The organism is Xanthomonas prunicola, assembly GCF_002846205.1.
GTDB classification, from domain to species: domain Bacteria; phylum Pseudomonadota; class Gammaproteobacteria; order Xanthomonadales; family Xanthomonadaceae; genus Xanthomonas; species Xanthomonas prunicola.
This window is the reverse complement of record NZ_PHKV01000004.1, coordinates 118,845-136,542: the sequence shown is the minus strand read 5'-3', so window position 1 is coordinate 136,542 and position 17,698 is coordinate 118,845. Positions and strand designations below refer to the sequence as shown.

General features: G+C 62.1%; 13 protein-coding genes and 1 pseudogene. 1 reads left to right on the top strand and 13 read right to left on the bottom strand.

Annotated elements, in window-relative coordinates; genetic code table 11:
• Positions 1–159: 159 nt before the first annotated feature.
• The 9 genes and pseudogenes from XpruCFBP8353_RS14045 to XpruCFBP8353_RS13995 form a co-directional block, all read right to left on the bottom strand.
• Positions 160–331: pseudogene (locus tag XpruCFBP8353_RS14045) on the bottom strand (IS5/IS1182 family transposase); the annotation flags it as partial.
• A gap of 68 nt (positions 332–399) precedes the next feature.
• The gene (locus XpruCFBP8353_RS14040; RefSeq protein WP_133125652.1) at positions 400–1,029 is read right to left on the bottom strand and encodes a DUF4145 domain-containing protein; all 630 of its coding nucleotides are present in this window, start codon (positions 1,027–1,029) and stop codon (positions 400–402) included.
• 354 nt (positions 1,030–1,383) lie between these two features.
• Positions 1,384–2,217: a DUF4238 domain-containing protein gene (locus XpruCFBP8353_RS14030; protein ID WP_008571686.1), complete on the bottom strand. Its 834-nt coding sequence runs from the start codon at positions 2,215–2,217 to the stop codon at positions 1,384–1,386.
• Positions 2,218–2,901: 684 nt separating this feature from the next.
• Positions 2,902–3,870 carry a protein translocase subunit SecF gene (gene secF, locus XpruCFBP8353_RS14025; protein WP_010372305.1) on the bottom strand — a complete coding sequence of 323 codons (969 nt, stop codon included), beginning with the start codon at positions 3,868–3,870 and terminating at the stop codon, positions 2,902–2,904.
• A gap of 88 nt (positions 3,871–3,958) precedes the next feature.
• Positions 3,959–5,803, bottom strand: coding sequence for a protein translocase subunit SecD (gene secD, locus XpruCFBP8353_RS14020; RefSeq protein ID WP_162301052.1), 1,845 nt, complete (start codon positions 5,801–5,803; stop codon positions 3,959–3,961).
• Between the two features lie 186 nt (positions 5,804–5,989).
• Positions 5,990–6,343 (bottom strand): preprotein translocase subunit YajC, encoded by a 354-nt coding sequence (gene yajC, locus XpruCFBP8353_RS14015; protein ID WP_101363773.1) that lies wholly within the window; start codon positions 6,341–6,343, stop codon positions 5,990–5,992.
• A gap of 131 nt (positions 6,344–6,474) precedes the next feature.
• Complete coding sequence (tgt, locus tag XpruCFBP8353_RS14010) at positions 6,475–7,620, bottom strand: tRNA guanosine(34) transglycosylase Tgt (RefSeq protein WP_101363772.1); 1,146 nt, start codon at positions 7,618–7,620, stop codon at positions 6,475–6,477.
• Positions 7,621–7,700: 80 nt separating this feature from the next.
• Positions 7,701–8,771, bottom strand: coding sequence for a tRNA preQ1(34) S-adenosylmethionine ribosyltransferase-isomerase QueA (gene queA, locus XpruCFBP8353_RS14005; protein ID WP_101363771.1), 1,071 nt, complete (start codon positions 8,769–8,771; stop codon positions 7,701–7,703).
• Between the two features lie 298 nt (positions 8,772–9,069).
• On the bottom strand, positions 9,070–9,501 hold the full coding sequence (locus XpruCFBP8353_RS13995; RefSeq protein ID WP_101363770.1) for an Lrp/AsnC family transcriptional regulator: 432 nt from the start codon (positions 9,499–9,501) through the stop codon (positions 9,070–9,072).
• A gap of 122 nt (positions 9,502–9,623) precedes the next feature.
• Here XpruCFBP8353_RS13995 and XpruCFBP8353_RS13990 point away from each other — a divergent pair, with 122 nt between their 5' ends.
• Positions 9,624–11,120, top strand: coding sequence for an aminotransferase class III-fold pyridoxal phosphate-dependent enzyme (locus XpruCFBP8353_RS13990; RefSeq protein WP_101363769.1), 1,497 nt, complete (start codon positions 9,624–9,626; stop codon positions 11,118–11,120).
• A gap of 354 nt (positions 11,121–11,474) precedes the next feature.
• Here the strand turns inward: XpruCFBP8353_RS13990 and XpruCFBP8353_RS13980 are convergent, their stop codons facing one another.
• The 4 genes from XpruCFBP8353_RS13980 to XpruCFBP8353_RS13965 all read right to left on the bottom strand — a co-directional run bounded on the left by XpruCFBP8353_RS13980 (position 11,475) and on the right by XpruCFBP8353_RS13965 (position 17,620).
• The gene (locus XpruCFBP8353_RS13980; protein WP_101363768.1) at positions 11,475–12,182 is read right to left on the bottom strand and encodes a glycosyltransferase family 32 protein; all 708 of its coding nucleotides are present in this window, start codon (positions 12,180–12,182) and stop codon (positions 11,475–11,477) included.
• 385 nt (positions 12,183–12,567) lie between these two features.
• Positions 12,568–13,947 carry a purple acid phosphatase family protein gene (locus XpruCFBP8353_RS13975; protein ID WP_101363767.1) on the bottom strand — a complete coding sequence of 460 codons (1,380 nt, stop codon included), beginning with the start codon at positions 13,945–13,947 and terminating at the stop codon, positions 12,568–12,570.
• Positions 13,944–15,065, bottom strand: coding sequence for a phytase (locus tag XpruCFBP8353_RS13970; protein WP_101363766.1), 1,122 nt, complete (start codon positions 15,063–15,065; stop codon positions 13,944–13,946). The genes XpruCFBP8353_RS13975 and XpruCFBP8353_RS13970 overlap by 4 nt, the downstream gene beginning before the upstream one ends.
• Positions 15,062–17,620 carry a TonB-dependent receptor gene (locus tag XpruCFBP8353_RS13965; RefSeq protein WP_162301051.1) on the bottom strand — a complete coding sequence of 853 codons (2,559 nt, stop codon included), beginning with the start codon at positions 17,618–17,620 and terminating at the stop codon, positions 15,062–15,064. The genes XpruCFBP8353_RS13970 and XpruCFBP8353_RS13965 overlap by 4 nt, the downstream gene beginning before the upstream one ends.
• Positions 17,621–17,698: the final 78 nt, after the last annotated feature.

Genomic DNA, 17,698 nt, shown 5'->3' with positions numbered 1-17,698 from the left:
ATCGAGAGATGCCAGCGCCTGCTCTCGTAGAACCTGGGTAGGAAAAGCCCCCCAACGCTTTGAGCGTTCGCCGAATCTAGAACTACGCGGCCATCGCCAGTTTCATTGCTGGCCTGACGCCGCCGAGCGCCATGCTGGCGCGCTCATGGTTGTACCCATAGCCAGAGTATACGGCTGCCGACCGGGCCGTCCCGACACCGGATAGTGTGGTTCGCTTGGGGAAAGCAGTTGCTTCCACGTAACGATGCGCTCCATCTCTGCAAGGAAGATCTCGCGCCGGGTCTGGTTGCGCATGGCCAGGCCTTCAACGTCATCGAAACGTCAATTGCATGGATGCCTCTTCACTCCGAACCAATAGGGTTGCGCATTTGTGGCACGTTGTTCAGAGGTTCCTTAGACCTACAGCAGCGCATCCAACGCAGCCAAGATTTCCGGCCCGGTGGTAATTGCCCAATCAGCCACCCGAGGATCGACGCTTGCGCCGTGCGCAGCCTGATTTCCGGCTGCGACTAGGTCTTCCAAGCCGCTAGCGACGCCATAAGGAATTATCTCGCGACGTGTTAGCTCGCGAATCAACTTCGATAGCGAGCCCCAATTCATAGGCAGGTCGTGGCGCTTGGATAGTTGCCGAATGCGTTGCTCAATCTCGATGCGTAGGCCGACTAGCGCAAGATTTGGATCCTGATCTGCTACCGAAACGTAGCTTGGCTGGGATTGTGTAACGGGCGGTGGCTGATGGGAAGCCGTGGGAGGGGGCTCTGAGGAAGACGTTACCTTTTCACCAGCCTCTCGAAGGTCTCTAAATTTGACTTCCCAGCCGCCCGGGAATTTTGCACTTTCGATCAGTTCCGACAGCCACGGCAGCACCGCTACGATCATCAGACCGAGCGTAACCAAGTCAATCTTGATCTCAGGAAAAGCGATACGCACTGCGATAGCAGAAACCGCCACAACGGAGAGATCGTGACCTGCTCTTTTGGCGCGAGGGTCGGGATCAAAATCTGAAAAGTCCGGATGGACTGAATTCAAAGTTGTAGTGCATTGGGGGATTGACTTTAACGCTTACGCTGGCCAGAGGTACCCCGTGTGGGACACGTACATTAGCCGCCGACTTTTTGCCAGCGTTCTGAAGCACGACGCTATGCATGTGCGTCTGCGGTGCGTTGTTGCTGGGAAAGGCTGCTACGTTACCAATGTATGTCACTAAGCGCGATTTGCCCTCCAAGTAATGCTTGATGAGCACCGCAACAATGAGCGACAAGAGCGGCGCGGCGATCTTTGCTATTAGGTCAATGTCCATTGAACTCCCCTGTGCCGCCTAATGATTGAATTAAGTCGCGCCATGAAGTGGCGTCTCGTTGAATGAGTGGTTAGGCGGCGACCTCACAACAACCGATGCAGCGGATGTTTCTTTGCTGCAAAGCTGAGTACCCAAGGCGCCTCCTCACGGGTGTAGATAAAGCGCTGCGTGTTGTGCGCGGATCTGCGGTTGAGTTCCAGAACAATGGAGCGGTCAGTCGTAAAGTATTGGGGTCTTTCCGAATTAGCCCTGTTTGCCCAAAAGCAAACCTCCGAACTAAGCGGAAAGCTCAGTTCGGATTCGTGCGCGGCGATGCCCACTGACCTGAAGAAAAAAGTCGGATTGTCACAGGTGATGAAGCTTTCGCCAGGGCTGACTAGGAAGTGCCAATTCATTGATAAGAGCCCTTGCACAGTTCTGGGTGTCGCTCCGCTTTTCAGTGTGTGGTGCCAGAAGTAGTCCGGCGGGTCTTCCTTGTATGCGGAGATGATCCGACCTACTTCTTCCTTGCGCCTAGTTGCGGACTCTGCGAGATCCGGTTCAGACGCGGCTATTGCGTCCAATTGCTGCACGACCTGCATCTTGATCGTCTCAGCTAGGCTCGGTATGTACCCTGCCACTCGCTTGCGCCCAGCAGGCACGCGCTGCCACATGGCGATGATGTAGGCGGCAAGTACCTCACGATCCTCGTCTCTGAGCTTGAGCCGCTTACGCGCTCGGTCGATCACGTCTTGGGCTGGCCCTTCGACAACGTTTGCTAGGTGCTTTTCTAGCTCCTCGGTGTACATGACGGTTTCATTAGCTAGCGACTTGACCTGTGTACGGAAAGATCGGCGCGCCCGAACGTCATGTCCCCACACCCTGACTCCATCAGCGAATCCGAGCAGGTAATGCTGGGGCAAGTAATGGTGTCCCATAGCCACCTAACGCCTGAGTTAAGCAGTGCCGCGAAGCGGCACGGCTTGAATGAATTGTTAGGCCCTTACTCGCGCGGGTACCAACCGTCTTTGTTGCGTTCTGGCAAAGGCACCCCTTTGCTATGCAAGTGCTCGGCAAATCGATCCTCTACGATCGGACCCCATCCGTCATGGTTGCTCTCCCAGCACGTGCGGCATACGGCTAGCTGGTAGCTAGGAATAAACTTGCCAGCATAAATATGCGGCCCGAACTGGAACGAAGAGCCGCACAAATCGCAGTTGTACATGAACTTGGGCTTGGGCATCTGCGGATCTCCTTTGTGCGGCCTAACTACTCTTGGACCGCCGAAATGCGGTGTTGCACTGAGTATCTTCGATCGCTAGCACTCTGTGAATGGGAAAAATCCTGGCCGCGATCACGGGATAGCATGATGGAGAGCAGCCTCGGCCATGCAGATGCTTGGAGTGTTATCCAGCAAGGACGCAGACGTAGGCGGTGCTGGTGTTTCTGTCCCGCGAACTATCGCGTATCGATCGGCATCACTTGTCCGACGAAATCCCTGGCGTTCACAATATTGAGTAGTGGCGTCACAGCGCATAACCATGCAGTCACGACGTCCACCGCCACAAACGAAAAAAAACCGCGCAATGCGCGGTTTTTTCGTCACACCTTTTGCCAACCCATCAGGGACGGCGCGCCAGCGCCTCCACGTCCTTGGCCTTGGGCAGCAGATCCTGCTTGGTCACCGCGAACGGCCCGATGCTCAGCATCGGCACGGCTACGATCACCGAGGAGATCACCACGATCACCGCGCCAATCATGTGCGTCTCGGCCAGGCCTTCCATCGACTCGCCGCCGTAGATGTACAGCGCCAGTGCCGACAGGAAGAACATCACCGCGGTGATCACCGTACGCGAGAGCGTCTGGTTGATCGAACGGTTGAGCACTTCCAGCGGCTCCACGCGCAGTGCGCGGAAGTTTTCGCGCACACGGTCGAACACCACGATGATGTCGTTGATCGCAAAGCCCATCACCGACAGCAGGCCGGCCAGCACGGTCAGGTCGAACTCGCGGCCGGTCAGCGACACAAAGGCCACGGTGACCAGCAAATCGAACAACGCGGTTAGGCTGGCGACCACCGCGAACTTCCACTCGAAGCGGAATGCGATGTAGATCAAAAAGCCCACCAGCATGAATACCGTGGCATACACGCCGTTCAATGCCAGATCCTTGCCGACCTGCGGGCCGACGAATTCGCCTGGCTGCACGGTGGCCGGATTCTCATCGCTGGTCACCGCCTTGCGCACATCTTCGGCAACGGTGCGAGCGGCATCGTCGCGATTGTTGTTCTGGCCATGCGGCTGCAGGCGGATCATGACTTCATTGCCGCCGCGGGCGTTCTGCACCTGGGCGTTTTCGAAGCCGGCCTTGGACAGCTTTTCGCGCACCTGGTCCACGTCCACGGTCTTCTGGAACGAGGTCTGTACCAGCGTACCGCCGGTGAATTCCAGCGCGTAGTTGAAACCCTTGCCGACGATGATGCCGACCGAGGCGACTGCCAGCACCAGCATCAAAATCAGCACCGGCTTGCGCCAGCTCATGAAATCGATCTTGGTGTCGTTCGGAATCAGATGAAGCGGAAAAATTTTCATTGAAAGATCTTCCTAAGCAGTCCGCACATGGATGTGCGGGCTCTCGCGAGGGACTCGCATACAGACGGGCTCTTGCGAGGGACTCGCATTAAATAGCGACAGACTTCAGCTTCTTGCGGCTGCCGTAGATCAACACCGCCAACGCACGCGAGACCGTGATCGCCGTGAACATCGAGGCGAAAATACCGATCATCATGGTCAGCGCGAAGCCCTTCAGCGGGCCGGTACCGAACGCGTACAAGGCCACCGCCACGATCAGGCCGGTGAGGTTGGCGTCGAGGATGGTGCCGCCGGCCTTTTCGTAACCGGCCGCAATCGCCGATTTGGCCGGTACGCCCAGGCGCAACTCTTCGCGGATACGCTCGTTGATCAGCACGTTGGCGTCCACCGACAGACCGACCGATAGCGCCAGGCCAGCAAAGCCCGGCAACGTCATGGTGGCACCGAACAGCGACATCACCGCCACCACGATCAGCAGGTTGAACAGCAGCGCCACTGAGGTGATCGCGCCGAACACGCGGTAATAGATGGTGAAGAACACCAGGGTAAACAGGAACGAGTAGACCACTGCAGTGACGCCGCGCTCCACGTTCTCCGCACCCAGGCTCGGGCCGATCACGTATTCCTCGACGAAGTCCATCGGCGCGGCCAGTGAGCCGGATTTCAACAGCTTGGCCAGGTTTTCGGCTTCGGTCTTTTCCAAACCGGTAGTACGAAAATTCTTGCCAAATACACCCGCGATACGCGTCGAAGGAAGTGCTTCTTCCTTAACTCGCACACTTCGAATTTCCTTGCCGTCAACTACGGTCACAGTGGGGATTCGCTCGATGAAGACCACCGACATCAACTTGCCTACGTTGGCACTGGTGTAGTCGAACATGCGTTGCCCTGCAACGTTATTGAGCGTCACATTCACAGCTGGCATTCCGTTTTCGTCGTTACCTACCGTCGCATCGACCATCTGGTCGCCGGTCACCAACGCGCGCTTGTTCAACAGCACCGGGGCATTGCTGTCGCGCAGGCGATAGACCTTGGCCTCCGGCGGGATATTGCCGCTGCGCACGGCATCTTCGGCGTTACCGTCGACCACGGCGCGGAATTCCAGCGAGGCGGTCGCACCGATCAGGCGTTTGGCCTCGGCGGTGTCCTGCAAACCCGGCAGTTCGACCACGATGCGGTCTTCGCCCTGGCGCTGGATGGTCGGCTCGGACACGCCCAGTGCATTGACGCGGTTACGCAAGGTGGTGAGGTTTTGCTCGATCGCACCGCTGGCGATCTGCTTGAGCTCGGCCTCCGGCACCTTGACGGCGATGTTCTGGCCGCTGACGTCGTAGGTCAGTGTCGGCTGCGCCTTGGCCAGCGCCACGCGCGCGGCATCGGCACTGGCGCCCTCGCCTAGGCTGACCTGGATGGTGTTGTCGGCGCGACGCTCCACCGAGCGATAGGCGATGCGGGCATCGCGCAAGGTGGTGCGGATGTCTTCGGCAAAACCGTCCAGACGCTTTTCCAGCGCGGCTTTCTGGTCGACCTGCATGGCGAAGTGCACACCGCCCACCAGGTCCAGACCCAGCACCATCGGCCGGCCGCCCAGCTTGGCCAGCCAGTCCGGCACCGTGGAGGCCAGGTTCAGCGCCACGGTGTAGTTCTCGCCCAGCTGCTGACGCAACACGTCATTGGCGCGGGTCTGCGCCTGCAGCGAGGGCAACCGCACCATCAGGCTGTCGCCTTCCTTGGTGACTGCCTTGGGCGTGATGCCGGCAGCCTTGAGGTCGGCGTCGATACGACTGCGCAACGCGTCGTCGAGCTGAGCACCGCGGCTGGCGGTGATCTGCACGGACGGGTCCTTCTGATAAAAGTTGGGCAGCGCATACAGCGCACTGACCGCCAGCACCAGCAGGATCAGGAAGTACTTCCAGCGAGGAAATTCGAGCATTGCGACAGTCCTGCACGACACCATCCCGGCGACGCGCCTAGCAGTGAGAACGACGTCAGGCGGCCGATACAGCGTCGCCAGCGGTCTTCAGATGGATACGGGCGGTACAGCAGAACCGGCTGGTGACAGCATCCGGCTCCACGTGCCGACTGCGCCCGCCCGAGCGGCGCAGCCGGCTAAGACGCGTTAGCTGGCCGACTTCAGCGTGCCCTTCGGCAGCACGTGGCCCACGGCGCTCTTCTGCACGCGGATGCGCACGTTGTCGGCCACTTCCACGCTGATGAAGTTATCGCCGATGTCGGTGATCACGCCGGCAACGCCGCCGGAGGTGATGACTTCATCGCCACGCGCCAGCTTGTCCAGCAGCGACTTGTGCTCCTTCTGACGCTTCATCTGCGGGCGGATCATCAGGAAGTACATGACCGCAATCAGGATGATCGGCAGCGCAAAGGTGGACAGACCACCCAGCGGGCCGGGTGCCGGCGCGGCGCCAGCGGCTTGCGCCTGGGCGACGGGGATCAGGAAATCGAGCAAATTCATTCAGTGCATCCTAGTTTGGTGCCAGCGCGCCCATCGGCCCGCTCGCTATTCAGGTACCGCCGGAGCGGAACAGCCGGGAATTATGCCACGCAGGTTTCACGCCGTCCGCGCCAGGGCGCCGACGGCCGGTCTCAGCTTGCTTCCCCGGGCAACGGCGGCGTGGTGGCGCCACGTGCCGCATAGAAGGACCGCCGAAATTGCACAAAGGTTCCCGACGCGATCGCCGCACGCAGGTCGGCCATCAGTTTTTCGTAGTACCAGAGGTTGTGCAGGGTGCCCAGCATCGGCGCCAGCATCTCGTTGCAGCGATCCAGGTGGCGCAGATAGGAACGTGTGTAGCCACTGCTGCAGGCGTGGCAGCCGCAGCCCGGCTCGATGGTGTCCAGGTCGCGCTCGTACTTGGCGTTACGGATACGCACGGTGCCGAAGGAGGTGAAATAGTGGCCGTTACGCGCATTGCGGGTGGGCATGACGCAGTCGAACATGTCCACCCCGCGGGCCACGCCTTCGACCAGATCCTCCGGGCGGCCCACGCCCATCAGGTAGCGCGGGCGCTCGGACGGCAGGCGCGGGTGAAGGTGTTCGAGCATGGCGTTGCGCTCGTGCTCGGGTTCGCCCACCGCCAGCCCGCCGATCGCATACCCATCGAAACCGATGCCCTGCAGGCCGTCCAGCGAGCGGCTGCGCAGGTCCGGATGCACCCCCCCCTGCACGATGCCGAACAGCGCCGCATCGTTGCCCAGCCCATCGTGCGCATCGCGCGAGCGCTGCGCCCAGCGCAGGCTCAGCTCCATCGATCGGCGCGCCACGTCCTCGGTGGCCGGGTACGGCGTGCACTCATCGAAGATCATCACGATGTCCGAATCGAGCACTTTTTGAATTTTCATGCTCTCTTCCGGGCCCAGGAACACACGTGCGCCATCGGTGGGCGAGGAAAACGTCACACCCTGCTCGGTGATCTTGCGGCGATGCGCGAGCGAAAACACCTGAAAACCGCCGGAATCGGTGAGGATCGGCCCGTCCCAGCGCGCAAACCCGTGCAACCCGCCGTGATCGCCGATCACATCCAGACCCGGGCGCAGATACAGATGGAAGGTATTGCCCAGGATGATCTCCGCCCCCAGCGCGCGGATCTGCTCGGGCAGGATGCCCTTGACCGAGCCATAGGTGCCCACCGGCATGAACGCCGGGGTTTCCACCGTGCCGCGCGGAAAGGTCAGGCGCCCACGCCGGGCATGCCCGTCGGTGGCTTGAAGCTGGAACTGGAGTCGGGACATTGAAAGGCCGGGAATGGGGAATCGGGATTTGGGAATCGGAAGAGCGGTGACAGGCGGCTGATCGTTCGGCGGATGCCGACTTACGATTCTCCATTCCCGATTTCCGATTCCCTGCCCCACAGCAACATCGCATCGCCGTACGAAAAGAAGCGATAGCGCTGCGCGATGGCGTGGTGATATGCCTCGAAAATGCGCTCGCGGCCGGCGAAGGCGGAGACCATCATCATCAAGGTGCTTTCGGGCAGATGGAAATTGGTGACCATCGCATCGACGCTGCGGATGCGGTAGCCGGGCAGGATGAAGATCTGGGTTTCGCCGGCGAACGGCAGCAGTTCGCCGTCAGGCGCGGCGTCGGTGGCGCGCCAGGCGCTTTCCAGCGAGCGCACCACCGTGGTGCCCACCGCGATGACGCGGCCGCCGCGGGCACGCGTGCGGCGCACCTGTTCCACCAGCGCCGCACCGACATTGAGCCATTCTTTGTGCATCACGTGTTGGTCGAGCTTGTCCACGCGCACCGGCTGGAACGTCCCGGCACCGACATGCAGCGTGACGTGACCGAACTCGACACCGCGCTCGCGCAGGCGCGCCAGCAGTTCCTCGTCGAAATGCAGGCCGGCGGTGGGCGCGGCGACCGCGCCGACTTCGCGTGCGAACACGGTTTGATAGCGCTCGCGGTCTTCGACGCCCGGCTCACGGCGGATATACGGCGGCAGTGGCAGGCGGCCAGCGGCCAGCAGCCAGTGTTCCAGCGGGGTGGGGATCTCGAAACGTAGCAGATAGAACTCGCCATCGCGGCCCAGCACCTCGGCCTGGCCACCGGCATCGAGCGCGATCAGGCTGCCGGCCTTGGGCGACTTGCTGGCGCCGATCTGCACCCGCGCCTCGCGTTCACCCAACAGGCGCTCGATCAGGATCTCTACCCGCCCACCGCTGGCCTTCTGCCCGAACAAGCGCGCCGGAATGACCCGGGTGTCGTTGAAGATCAGCAGATCGCCGGGCTGCAGCAGCTCGGGCAGATCGCGGACCTGGCGGTCGGCCAGCGCCTGCGGTGACGGCGGCACCACCAGCAGCCGGCTCGCCGCACGCTCGGCCAGCGGCGCCTGGGCGATCAGTTCTTCGGGCAGCTCGTAATGGAAATCGGACTTCTTCAAGGCGTGGCGGTACAGCGGTTTGGGGGCGCTAGTTTAGCGGGACATGCTGGGGACATCCTTCTCCCATCGGGAGAAGGTGGCGCGAAGCGCCGGATGAGGGTACGGGCGAAGCACTATTGGAGTTTGAGCCCACATGGGCTTCGCCCCGTACCCTTACCCCAACCCCCAACCCCCGGCCCGCGCTTGCGGCGCGGGCGCTCCAAGGCACGCGCGCCAGTGGCGCGCAAGCCGTGCCTTCTCGGCCCGGGGGGAGAGGGCTTTGCTAGCTCCCGATTCCCTACTCCCGATTCCCCGTCCCTCACCGCTCAAACTTTGTCGACAAAATGATCGACGTCGTCGTCCGCTCCACACCGTCGATGGCGCCGATCGCGTCGGTGAGCACATCCATCTCATTGACGCCGCCGACCACGCCCAGGGCGATCAGGTCGTAGGCGCCGCTGACCGAATGCAGCAGGCGCACTTCCGGGATATCGCGTAGCGCCTTGACCACGGCAGGCATCTTCTTGGGCAGCACGGTGATCAGGATGTGCGCGCGGATGCGGCCCTGCTCGTAGTCGTCATGCGTGCGCACGGTGTAGCCACTGATCACGCCGTCGCTTTCGAGCTTTTCGATGCGGCTTTGCACCGTGGTGCGCGAGAGCCCGAGCCGGCGGGCGATCTGGGCAGTGGAGGCCCGCGCGTCCTCGCGCAACAGCGATAACAGGCGTTCGTCGGAGGGTGTGATCTTCACTATTGCGCATTCTTTTCGGCGAATCGCCGAAAATACCGCACTTCCTGCCCAAATTCACGCTGCCAAACGCCGATCTTCTGCCGATAATAGAAAGCGAATGCCACTATTGAAGGAGATGCGCCATGTCCGTCCTTGCCCCGCTCGCCCCGCTGCGTGCCCATGCCGGCCGCCGCCTGACCGAAGGCCTGGACGACGCGGCCATCGCGCGCCTGGCCGCAAATCACCCCGATCTGCAACATGCCATCGCAGCGGCGGCAGCTGAATACGCGCTGGTGCGTGATGACGTCGCCGACCTGCTGGATCTGGATGAAGACGCCCAGATCAGCGCAGTGCAGGAAGGTTTCATCAACTTCTACGCCGACGATGCAGTGACGCCCTACGTGGCGCTGGCCGCACGCGGGCCGTGGGTGATCACGCTCAAGGGTGCCGTGCTGTACGACGCCGGCGGCTACGGCATGCTCGGCTTCGGCCACACGCCGGCGGCGGTGCTCGATGCCATGGCGCGCCCGCAGGTGATGGCCAACGTGATGACGCCCAGCCTGGCGCAGCGCCGGCTTGATCGCGCCCTGCGCGCCGAGATCGGTCACAGCCGCGGCGGTTGCCCATTCGTCCGCTTCATGTGTCTCAACTCCGGCTCCGAAGCGGTGGGCCTGGCCGCGCGTATCGTCGATACGAATGCCAAGCTGCACACCGACCCGGGCGCGCGGCATGCCGGCGCCACCATCAAGCGACTGGTCGTCAAAGGCAGCTTCCATGGCCGTACCGATCGTCCGGGGCTGTATTCGGATTCCAGCCGCAAGACCTACACCAAGTACCTGGCCAGCTATCGCGACGAGGACTCCGTCATCGCGATTGCGCCGTATGACGTGGCCGCGTTGCAACGCGCCTTCGATGAAGCCGCGCGCAATCACTGGTTTATCGAAGCGGTGTTCCTGGAGCCGGTGATGGGCGAAGGCGACCCGGGGCGGGCGTTGCCGGCCGAGTTCTATGCCGCTGCACGCGCGCTCACCCGTGCCCACGGCAGCCTGCTGCTGGTCGATTCCATCCAGGCCGGGCTGCGCGCGCATGGTGTGCTGTCGGTGGTGGATTACCCGGGCTTCGAGCAGCTCGACCCGCCGGATCTGGAAACCTATTCCAAAGCGCTCAACGCCGCGCAGTACCCGCTGTCGGTGTTGGCAGTGAACGAACACGCCGCGCAGGTGTATCGCAAAGGCACCTACGGCAACACCATGACCACCAACCCGCGCGCGCTCGATGTCGCCTGCGCCACGCTGGCATTGTTCACGCCGCAAGTGCGCGACAACATTCGTCTCCGCGGTGCGCAGGCGATTGCCAAACTGCAAGCGCTACAGGCCGACCTCGGCGGCTTGATCACCAAGGTGCAAGGCACCGGCCTGTTGTTCTCCTGCGAACTGGCACCGCAATTCAAATGCTACGGTGCCGGTTCGACCGAAGAATGGTTGCGCCATCGCGGCGTCAACGTGATCCACGGCGGCGAAAATTCGCTGCGCTTCACCCCGCACTTTGCGATGGACGAAGACGAGCTCGATCTGCTGGTCGGCTTGATCGCCCGTGCGCTCAAGGAAGGCCCACGCCAGCTGCAGGCCGAGGCGGCCTGACCTGGTCCAGATGGCACACCGGCGCGCATACGCCGTCGGTGTCCCGCCCGGGCAGAGGGTGAATCTGCCACACAGCCACATGCCGTGTAGCTTGGCATTTTGACCGGCGCCAGCGACGGCGTCGCAAGGGGGCGGTTGCGTTCAACTGAGATACGCAGCGTCATCCACCAATGCGCCACCGGCATTGCCGTCCTCACTTCGCGCACTAACTGCAATACGCAATGCGAAGCCAGTTGAACATGCAAGCTTTCGCTTGCATAAATTGCCTGCAGCATGCAGGCGCATGACCTCACCCAGATTCGACCTGGGCGACCTGCCAAAGGTCGATTGCCATATGACCGCGCACGCTGCCACTCAAATCGGCACAGCATTCAACTTGCGGCGCAGGTAATTGGTCAGCGCACGCCGCGGCGACTTGCCGCGCCACGATGCCCAGCACAGGTGCGAGCCCACTGCGATCTTGCCGCCACGGTGGCCAAGCCCGAACCACGTGCGATCCGGATGGAAGGCGTCGCGTGGCGGGAACAGGATGTCGGAGAACTGGCCACCGTAGGCGTTGTAAAAACGCGTCAGGCCACGCGGGCCGGAAATCATCGGAATCTCGCGGTGGTCTTGCAGCGTTTCCGGCGCATGCGCTGTAAAGATGTGCTCGATGAACGCGCGCCAGAACGGATGGCCTGGTTCGGAGCCAAACACGGCATTGCCGATCTTGAAGTCTTCATGGCCCGGCGCGCCTTCCTCGACAGGCAGCACGCAATGCTGCGACAGCACCTGCCCATCCAGTGGCCGCAGCAGTTTGTAGTCGGTGTCGAAGTAGAAGCCGCCATGTGCATGCATGTACGCGCAGCGGGCGATGTCGGCTTTCATGACGCCGAAGCGGATCTGCTCGTAGCGCTCGGCAAACTCGGGGAACGCACGCCGCATCAGTTCTGAGTTATCGGCATCGTCCCAGACGTAACAGGTCCATCCTGGCAATAAACGCTGCAAGCGATCGCAAATCCTGCGCTCTTCCCAGAGCAAGTGCTTGGTGGGAGCGGTCAGGTGCATAAGGTGGGGGATCATGGCGGGCGACTCGGGGGGACTGGGGGAACCAGAGCCGCCACCGCAGCGCCGCATCGATTCGGCTCCCCGGTTGGTGGCTTGGCTGCACCAAACGTAGTCGCACTCCCGACGTGACATAAATCGCACTACATGATCAGCAAACGCACGCTGATAGAAGAAATCTATGTGGATGCGAAGTTTTAAAACAACGTGTAAATGCAGCCGAAATCCCGACTAAATTCCTTGCCGTATTGTCATATTCAACGCGTCTGTCGCGCGCGTTGAGGATTAATGCCAGCACAGGACACAGAACTGCGCGCCTGCAGATCGTTGATGCCTCGCGCGCACTGCTGGCGCATCCGCCAGCAGCACGGCATTGCCAGGCAGGCGGTTGCCTGTGCCTGGCTCATTCCCAACAGCGATCCGCACGTCCCTTGAGCGTGGCACTGCGCGGACAATCGCGCGGCGCGATACGTCCCGCTTCGCGTTCGATCACGCGTTTGCTGCCGTCGCTATCGCGCTGCAATTCGAACGCGTCATACAGCCGCCCGGTGGCAGTGCGCGATTCGTAAACCAGATGCTGATGGTCCAGACGTAACACTTGGTAAAGCTGGGTGTCTTCGCCCACCGGACGCATGGTTTTGCGCGTCATGTCCGAAAGCCGGTACTGCTTGGGCCCTGCCACCGAGACCACGAAGACCGGCGTCGCCTGCCCGGCCTCGTCGCCACGCCGGCCATAGGTGTGGTCGTGGCCCTGCAACACCAGATCCACCTTGTGGCGGCGAATCACCGGAAGCACCTGTTCAACCAATTTTTCGTTTTCGCGATCGGCACGCGGCGAGAAGAATGGCTGATGGATCAGCACAATCGACCAGGGATGCGGGTTGTCAGTGAGTATCTTATCCAGCCACCGCGCCTGCGCCGGGCCGGTGCCCAGATCCAGCGCCGAGGTGCCGTCGAGCACGGCAATGCGCACGCCTTGATAGTCGAACCAGTAGCTGGTGCGCACGGTGGCCGACGGCCCATTGCGCGGCAACGCAAACGTCACCGGCCAATGACTGCCGAGCACACGGGTTGCTTGCGGCGTGTTTTCGCCTTCTTCGTGATACTCGTGATTGCCCGGTGCCGGCGCCACCGCGGTACCTTCCAGCAGCCAGCGCCCGGACTCGAACCACTCGGCCCATTCGTTGTCGTCCTGGCCGTCCTTGCCGCTCACCAGGTCACCGGCAAACAGCGCCAACCGCGCATCCGGTGCCGAGCGCCAGGCTTGTCGAATCACTCGCGAGACCAGACTGAGATTCTTGTTCTGGGTATCGCCGAAATACAACAGGGTAAGTGGCGTGGTGGCCGTGGCAGCCGTGCGGAAATGATTCCACGCGCCCCAGGTGCCCTGCCCTTGCACGCGGTACGCGTACAAGGTGTCCGGCTGCAGCCCACCGACATCGGCGCGGTGGTGATGCGAGTTGCCGTTTTCGCTAACGAGCGGTGCGGTGCTGGCACGAAAGCGCCGCGGCGTGCCTACGTCCGGGGAATCGCCGGCAACCACCAGTTCCAGCCAGGGCCGATTGACGCTGGCATCGGTACGCCACGCCACCGCAAAGCCGGTGGCGGCGTCCTGCGCCGGCGTGGCGACGATGCGGTCCGGGAAGCCGTCGGCAAGGTAATGCGTAGAACCCACCGGCACCTGCGTGTTGGGTTCGGCAGCACGTTCGGCCGCCGACGCGGCAACACCTACTGTTGCGATCAACCCCAGCAATGCGTAGACCGACGCACGCCTGGCCTTCATGGCGTGCACTCCTTCAAGCGCAACGTGCGCGCAATATCGCGCCAATCGAACGCGGCCACCGCCTGGTCGTCATGCAGCGCATAGAACACGCCACCCGGGAAGCGCGCATCGCTGCGTTGATCCAGCCACACGCCATCGGTATTGGCCGTGACACGGCCAGCGAAGGCGCCGAGATGCGCCAGCGTCTTGCGATCGAACACCTGGAATACGCTGCGGTCCTTGAACTGATCGGTGGCAATCCAGTAGCCGCTGCCATCGTTGCACGCAAACAAGGTGATGCCTTCGGCCTGCGCCTTGAACACCCCGGTGCCGACATCGCGGCCGCGATAGCGCCCGTCCATGCCGTAGTCGCGCAACTGCGTGCCCACGGCCACGTCTTCTTCGGCGATCATCAGCCGCGCATTGGCTTCATCGCCGAATACCGATTCGGCAATCCGCACTGCGCCCGCCTCTGTCGTATCGCCAAAACTTTGGCTCAGGCGCGCCTGCCAGCCCTGCCCTGCCGCATTGACTTGATAGCGTCGGAAGCGCTGGCCAAGTTCGGCCAATGGCGGCGGCAGATCCTTATTGGTGGGCGACATGTAGTTGTCGCTGACCACCACCTCATAGCCGCCATCATGCTTGCGCACCCACACACCGTAAGGTTCGCGCAACTCATCCTGGCCGAAGGCCGTCAATGGCTTGAGATCCGGCAACGAAAACACCTGCACGCGGCGGTTATCACGCTCCACCACGAACACCAGGTCGTCGACCACCGAGATGCCGTTCGGGCGGTCGAGTTTGCCCAGGGCCTTGCCCTTGCCGCCGACCACACGCAGCCGCTTGCCGCTGTCGCCATCGAAGACCACCAGCGCATGCGTGCCCTTGGCGGTGGCGATCACCCAACGGCGACCATCCGGTGCCATCCAACTGGCCGGCGAATCCAGATTGTCCAATGGCGTCAGCGCGGTAATGAAGGCTTCCGGCACCACTTCGTGCGCCACCTTGGCCTCCTTCAGCAACGGATCTTTCAGTAGCGCTTCGTCGGCTTCGCGGCCGGCCGGGGCGCTGGCGCAACCGACCAATACCGTGGCGGCGGACAACAGCGTGATCTGCGCCAGGGTGCGCGGTACGATCACAGCGCCACCTTCAGGCCGAGCGCATACGTGCGGCCGTACTCTTCGTTTTGCAGGGTACGCGAGGGGATGCCCTGATACAGCTCCAACGGTTCGTCCAGCAGGTTCTGCGCTTCCAGATACAGGCTCACGTGACTGTTGAACTGATAACTCATGCTGAGGTCCATCTGGGTATGCGGGGCGACGTAGATATCGTAGGCGCGGCTCTGACCGATGGTATCCAGGTATTGGCTGCGATACACCGCCGCCACGCGCGCACTGAACCCGTATTTTTCGTAACCCAGGTGGCCGCTGTAGATGCGCTTGGACGAACGCGGCAGCATGAAGTCGTCGCCGGCGCGGTTGGCCAGGCCCGGGGCGAAGTCGCTGTCCAGGGCAGTGGCGCTGGCGCCGACCAGAAAGCCATTCCAGCCTTCGGGCAGAAAGTCCAGGGTCTGCTGCCAGTTGAATTCGGCACCACGCACCTTGGCGGTGTCGCCATTGATCGAGCGCGTGACCTGAAACCCCGGAAATTCCGCGTCGTTGGTGCTCAGGGTCTGCACGATGTAGTCGTCGATCGACTTGTGGAACACACCCAGCGAGATCAGGCCGCTGCTGCCGATGTATTTTTCGAACGACAGGTCCAGATTCTGCGAGCGATACGGATTGAGATCGGGGTTGCCGATGCTCACCTCGTTATCGCCACGGTTGATGCTCACGCGCGGCGACACATCGCCGAACGACGGGCGCGACAAGGTCTTGTTGGCCGCAAAGCGCAGCACCCAGTCGTTGCCACTGTCGTAGCGCAGATGCAGGCCGGGCAGCACATTGGTGTAACTGCTGGAGGCCTCGCGCGGGGTCACCGTGGCGGTACGGCCGTTCGGCGCCACATCCACCTGGTTGCCGGTGGCATTGAACTGGGTATTTTCCACACGCACGCCGGCAATCATGCGCAGCGCGCCGATGTCCCAGGTACCCATCGCATAGGTCGCGAAGACATCTTCGCTGGCGTTGTAATCGTCCTGCAGCGAGGTCTGCAGATTGCCGCCGACATCCTGCGGACGTGCGCTGTACAGAGTGCCGGAGGTGTTCCAGTAACGGCGCATGCCGTCCGAGCCGATGCTCTCGCCCAAGGTGCCGCCACGGTGTTCGGGCGCGGCGGTGGTCCAATCGCTCAGGTCGATGGCCGGGCCACGACGCAGTTCGCTTTCGTCCACGTTGACATCGCGCTCGCGCCAGCGGCCGAGCACGCCCATCTTCAGGCTGGAATGTTCGCCATCGAAGCGCACGTTGATCTGCGCGCTACGCTCGCTGTCGTCCACCTGCTTGGGCGCAATCACGAAACGATCGAACACGAAATCGTCGTTGCTCTGCCAGCCGTTATCGGAGAACCCCAATCGCGGAATGCCGCTGCGCTGATCCACCGTCGCCGACAGATCGTCGCCGTCGTAGTTGAAACGCGCTTCCTTTTCATCGTTCACGCGCTCGGTGGTCTTGGTATAGCCCACCTTGTAATCGATGGTGGCGCTGCTCAGGCGGTTCTCACCGCCAAAGCTCACCGCCATGTTGTCTTCCTTTTTGGTGCGGTAGCGCACGCGCTTGGAAATGCTGTCGGCCGGCAGGTCGGCGACGTTATAAGTGCCGTCGCCATTGGCGCTGACCTCACCGTCGCTCAAGCCGAAGATGGTGCGCTGGCGCGTTTCGGCATCGTCGAAACGGCTGTACAGCGAGCGCAGGTAATAGCGGTTGTCCGCATCCGGGCGCCAGTCCAGATTGAGATTCGCGCCCATGCGGGTGCGTTCGATGAAATATTTACGACGTTGTACTTCACCGGCGAACAGATCGTCATCCGCGCCGCCGTCAAAGATGTCGTAAGCCACTTCGGTGTTGTCGGATTCGAACTCGCGGTCCTGGTAGTTCACGCCCACCGCCACACCGAAGGTGCCGCCGAAGATATCGCTGTAGTTGAACGCACCCTTCGGGCTGGTCTTGCCAGACAGCGACTGGTGGCTACCTTCGATGGAGCCGCGCAACGTGCGTCCATCGCGGTCGAAGGCGGAGGTGGATTCCACCTGGATCGCGCCGCCAATGGAATCGCCCGGCATGTCCGGGGTCGGCGACTTCACTACCTTCAAGCGCTCGGTGGAATCGGAAGGAATCACGTCCAGCGGCGTGGAACGCGTGCCGTCTTCGGGCGTCCCCATGTTCATGCCGTCGATGGTGACGCTGTTGAGCGACGAATCGAGCCCGCGGATGACAACAAAGCGACCTTCGCCCTGGTCGCGGGTGACGCTGACGCCCGGCAGGCGCTGTAAGGATTCTGCAACATTCTTATCCGGGTAACGTCCCATCGCATCGGAGGCGACTGCATCCTGGATGGCATCGGAGGCGCGTTTGAGATCGACCGCGCGCTCCTGCGCCTCCAGCTGCGGGCGCACTTCGAGCCGCTCCAGGTCGATCGCCGCAGCGCTGGCAGCCACGCCCGCCGCCGCACCCTCAGCCGCGTGCGCCAGCGGGCTCCACGTGGCCGTCGCCAACGTCAGCGTGATCGCCAGGCAGAGCGGAGTCTTGTTCAACACGGTCGCTTCCCCAATCGGTTAAGAATGGGTGCGCACACTATGTCTACGACGTTTCACTGACATGACATGTGTATGCGC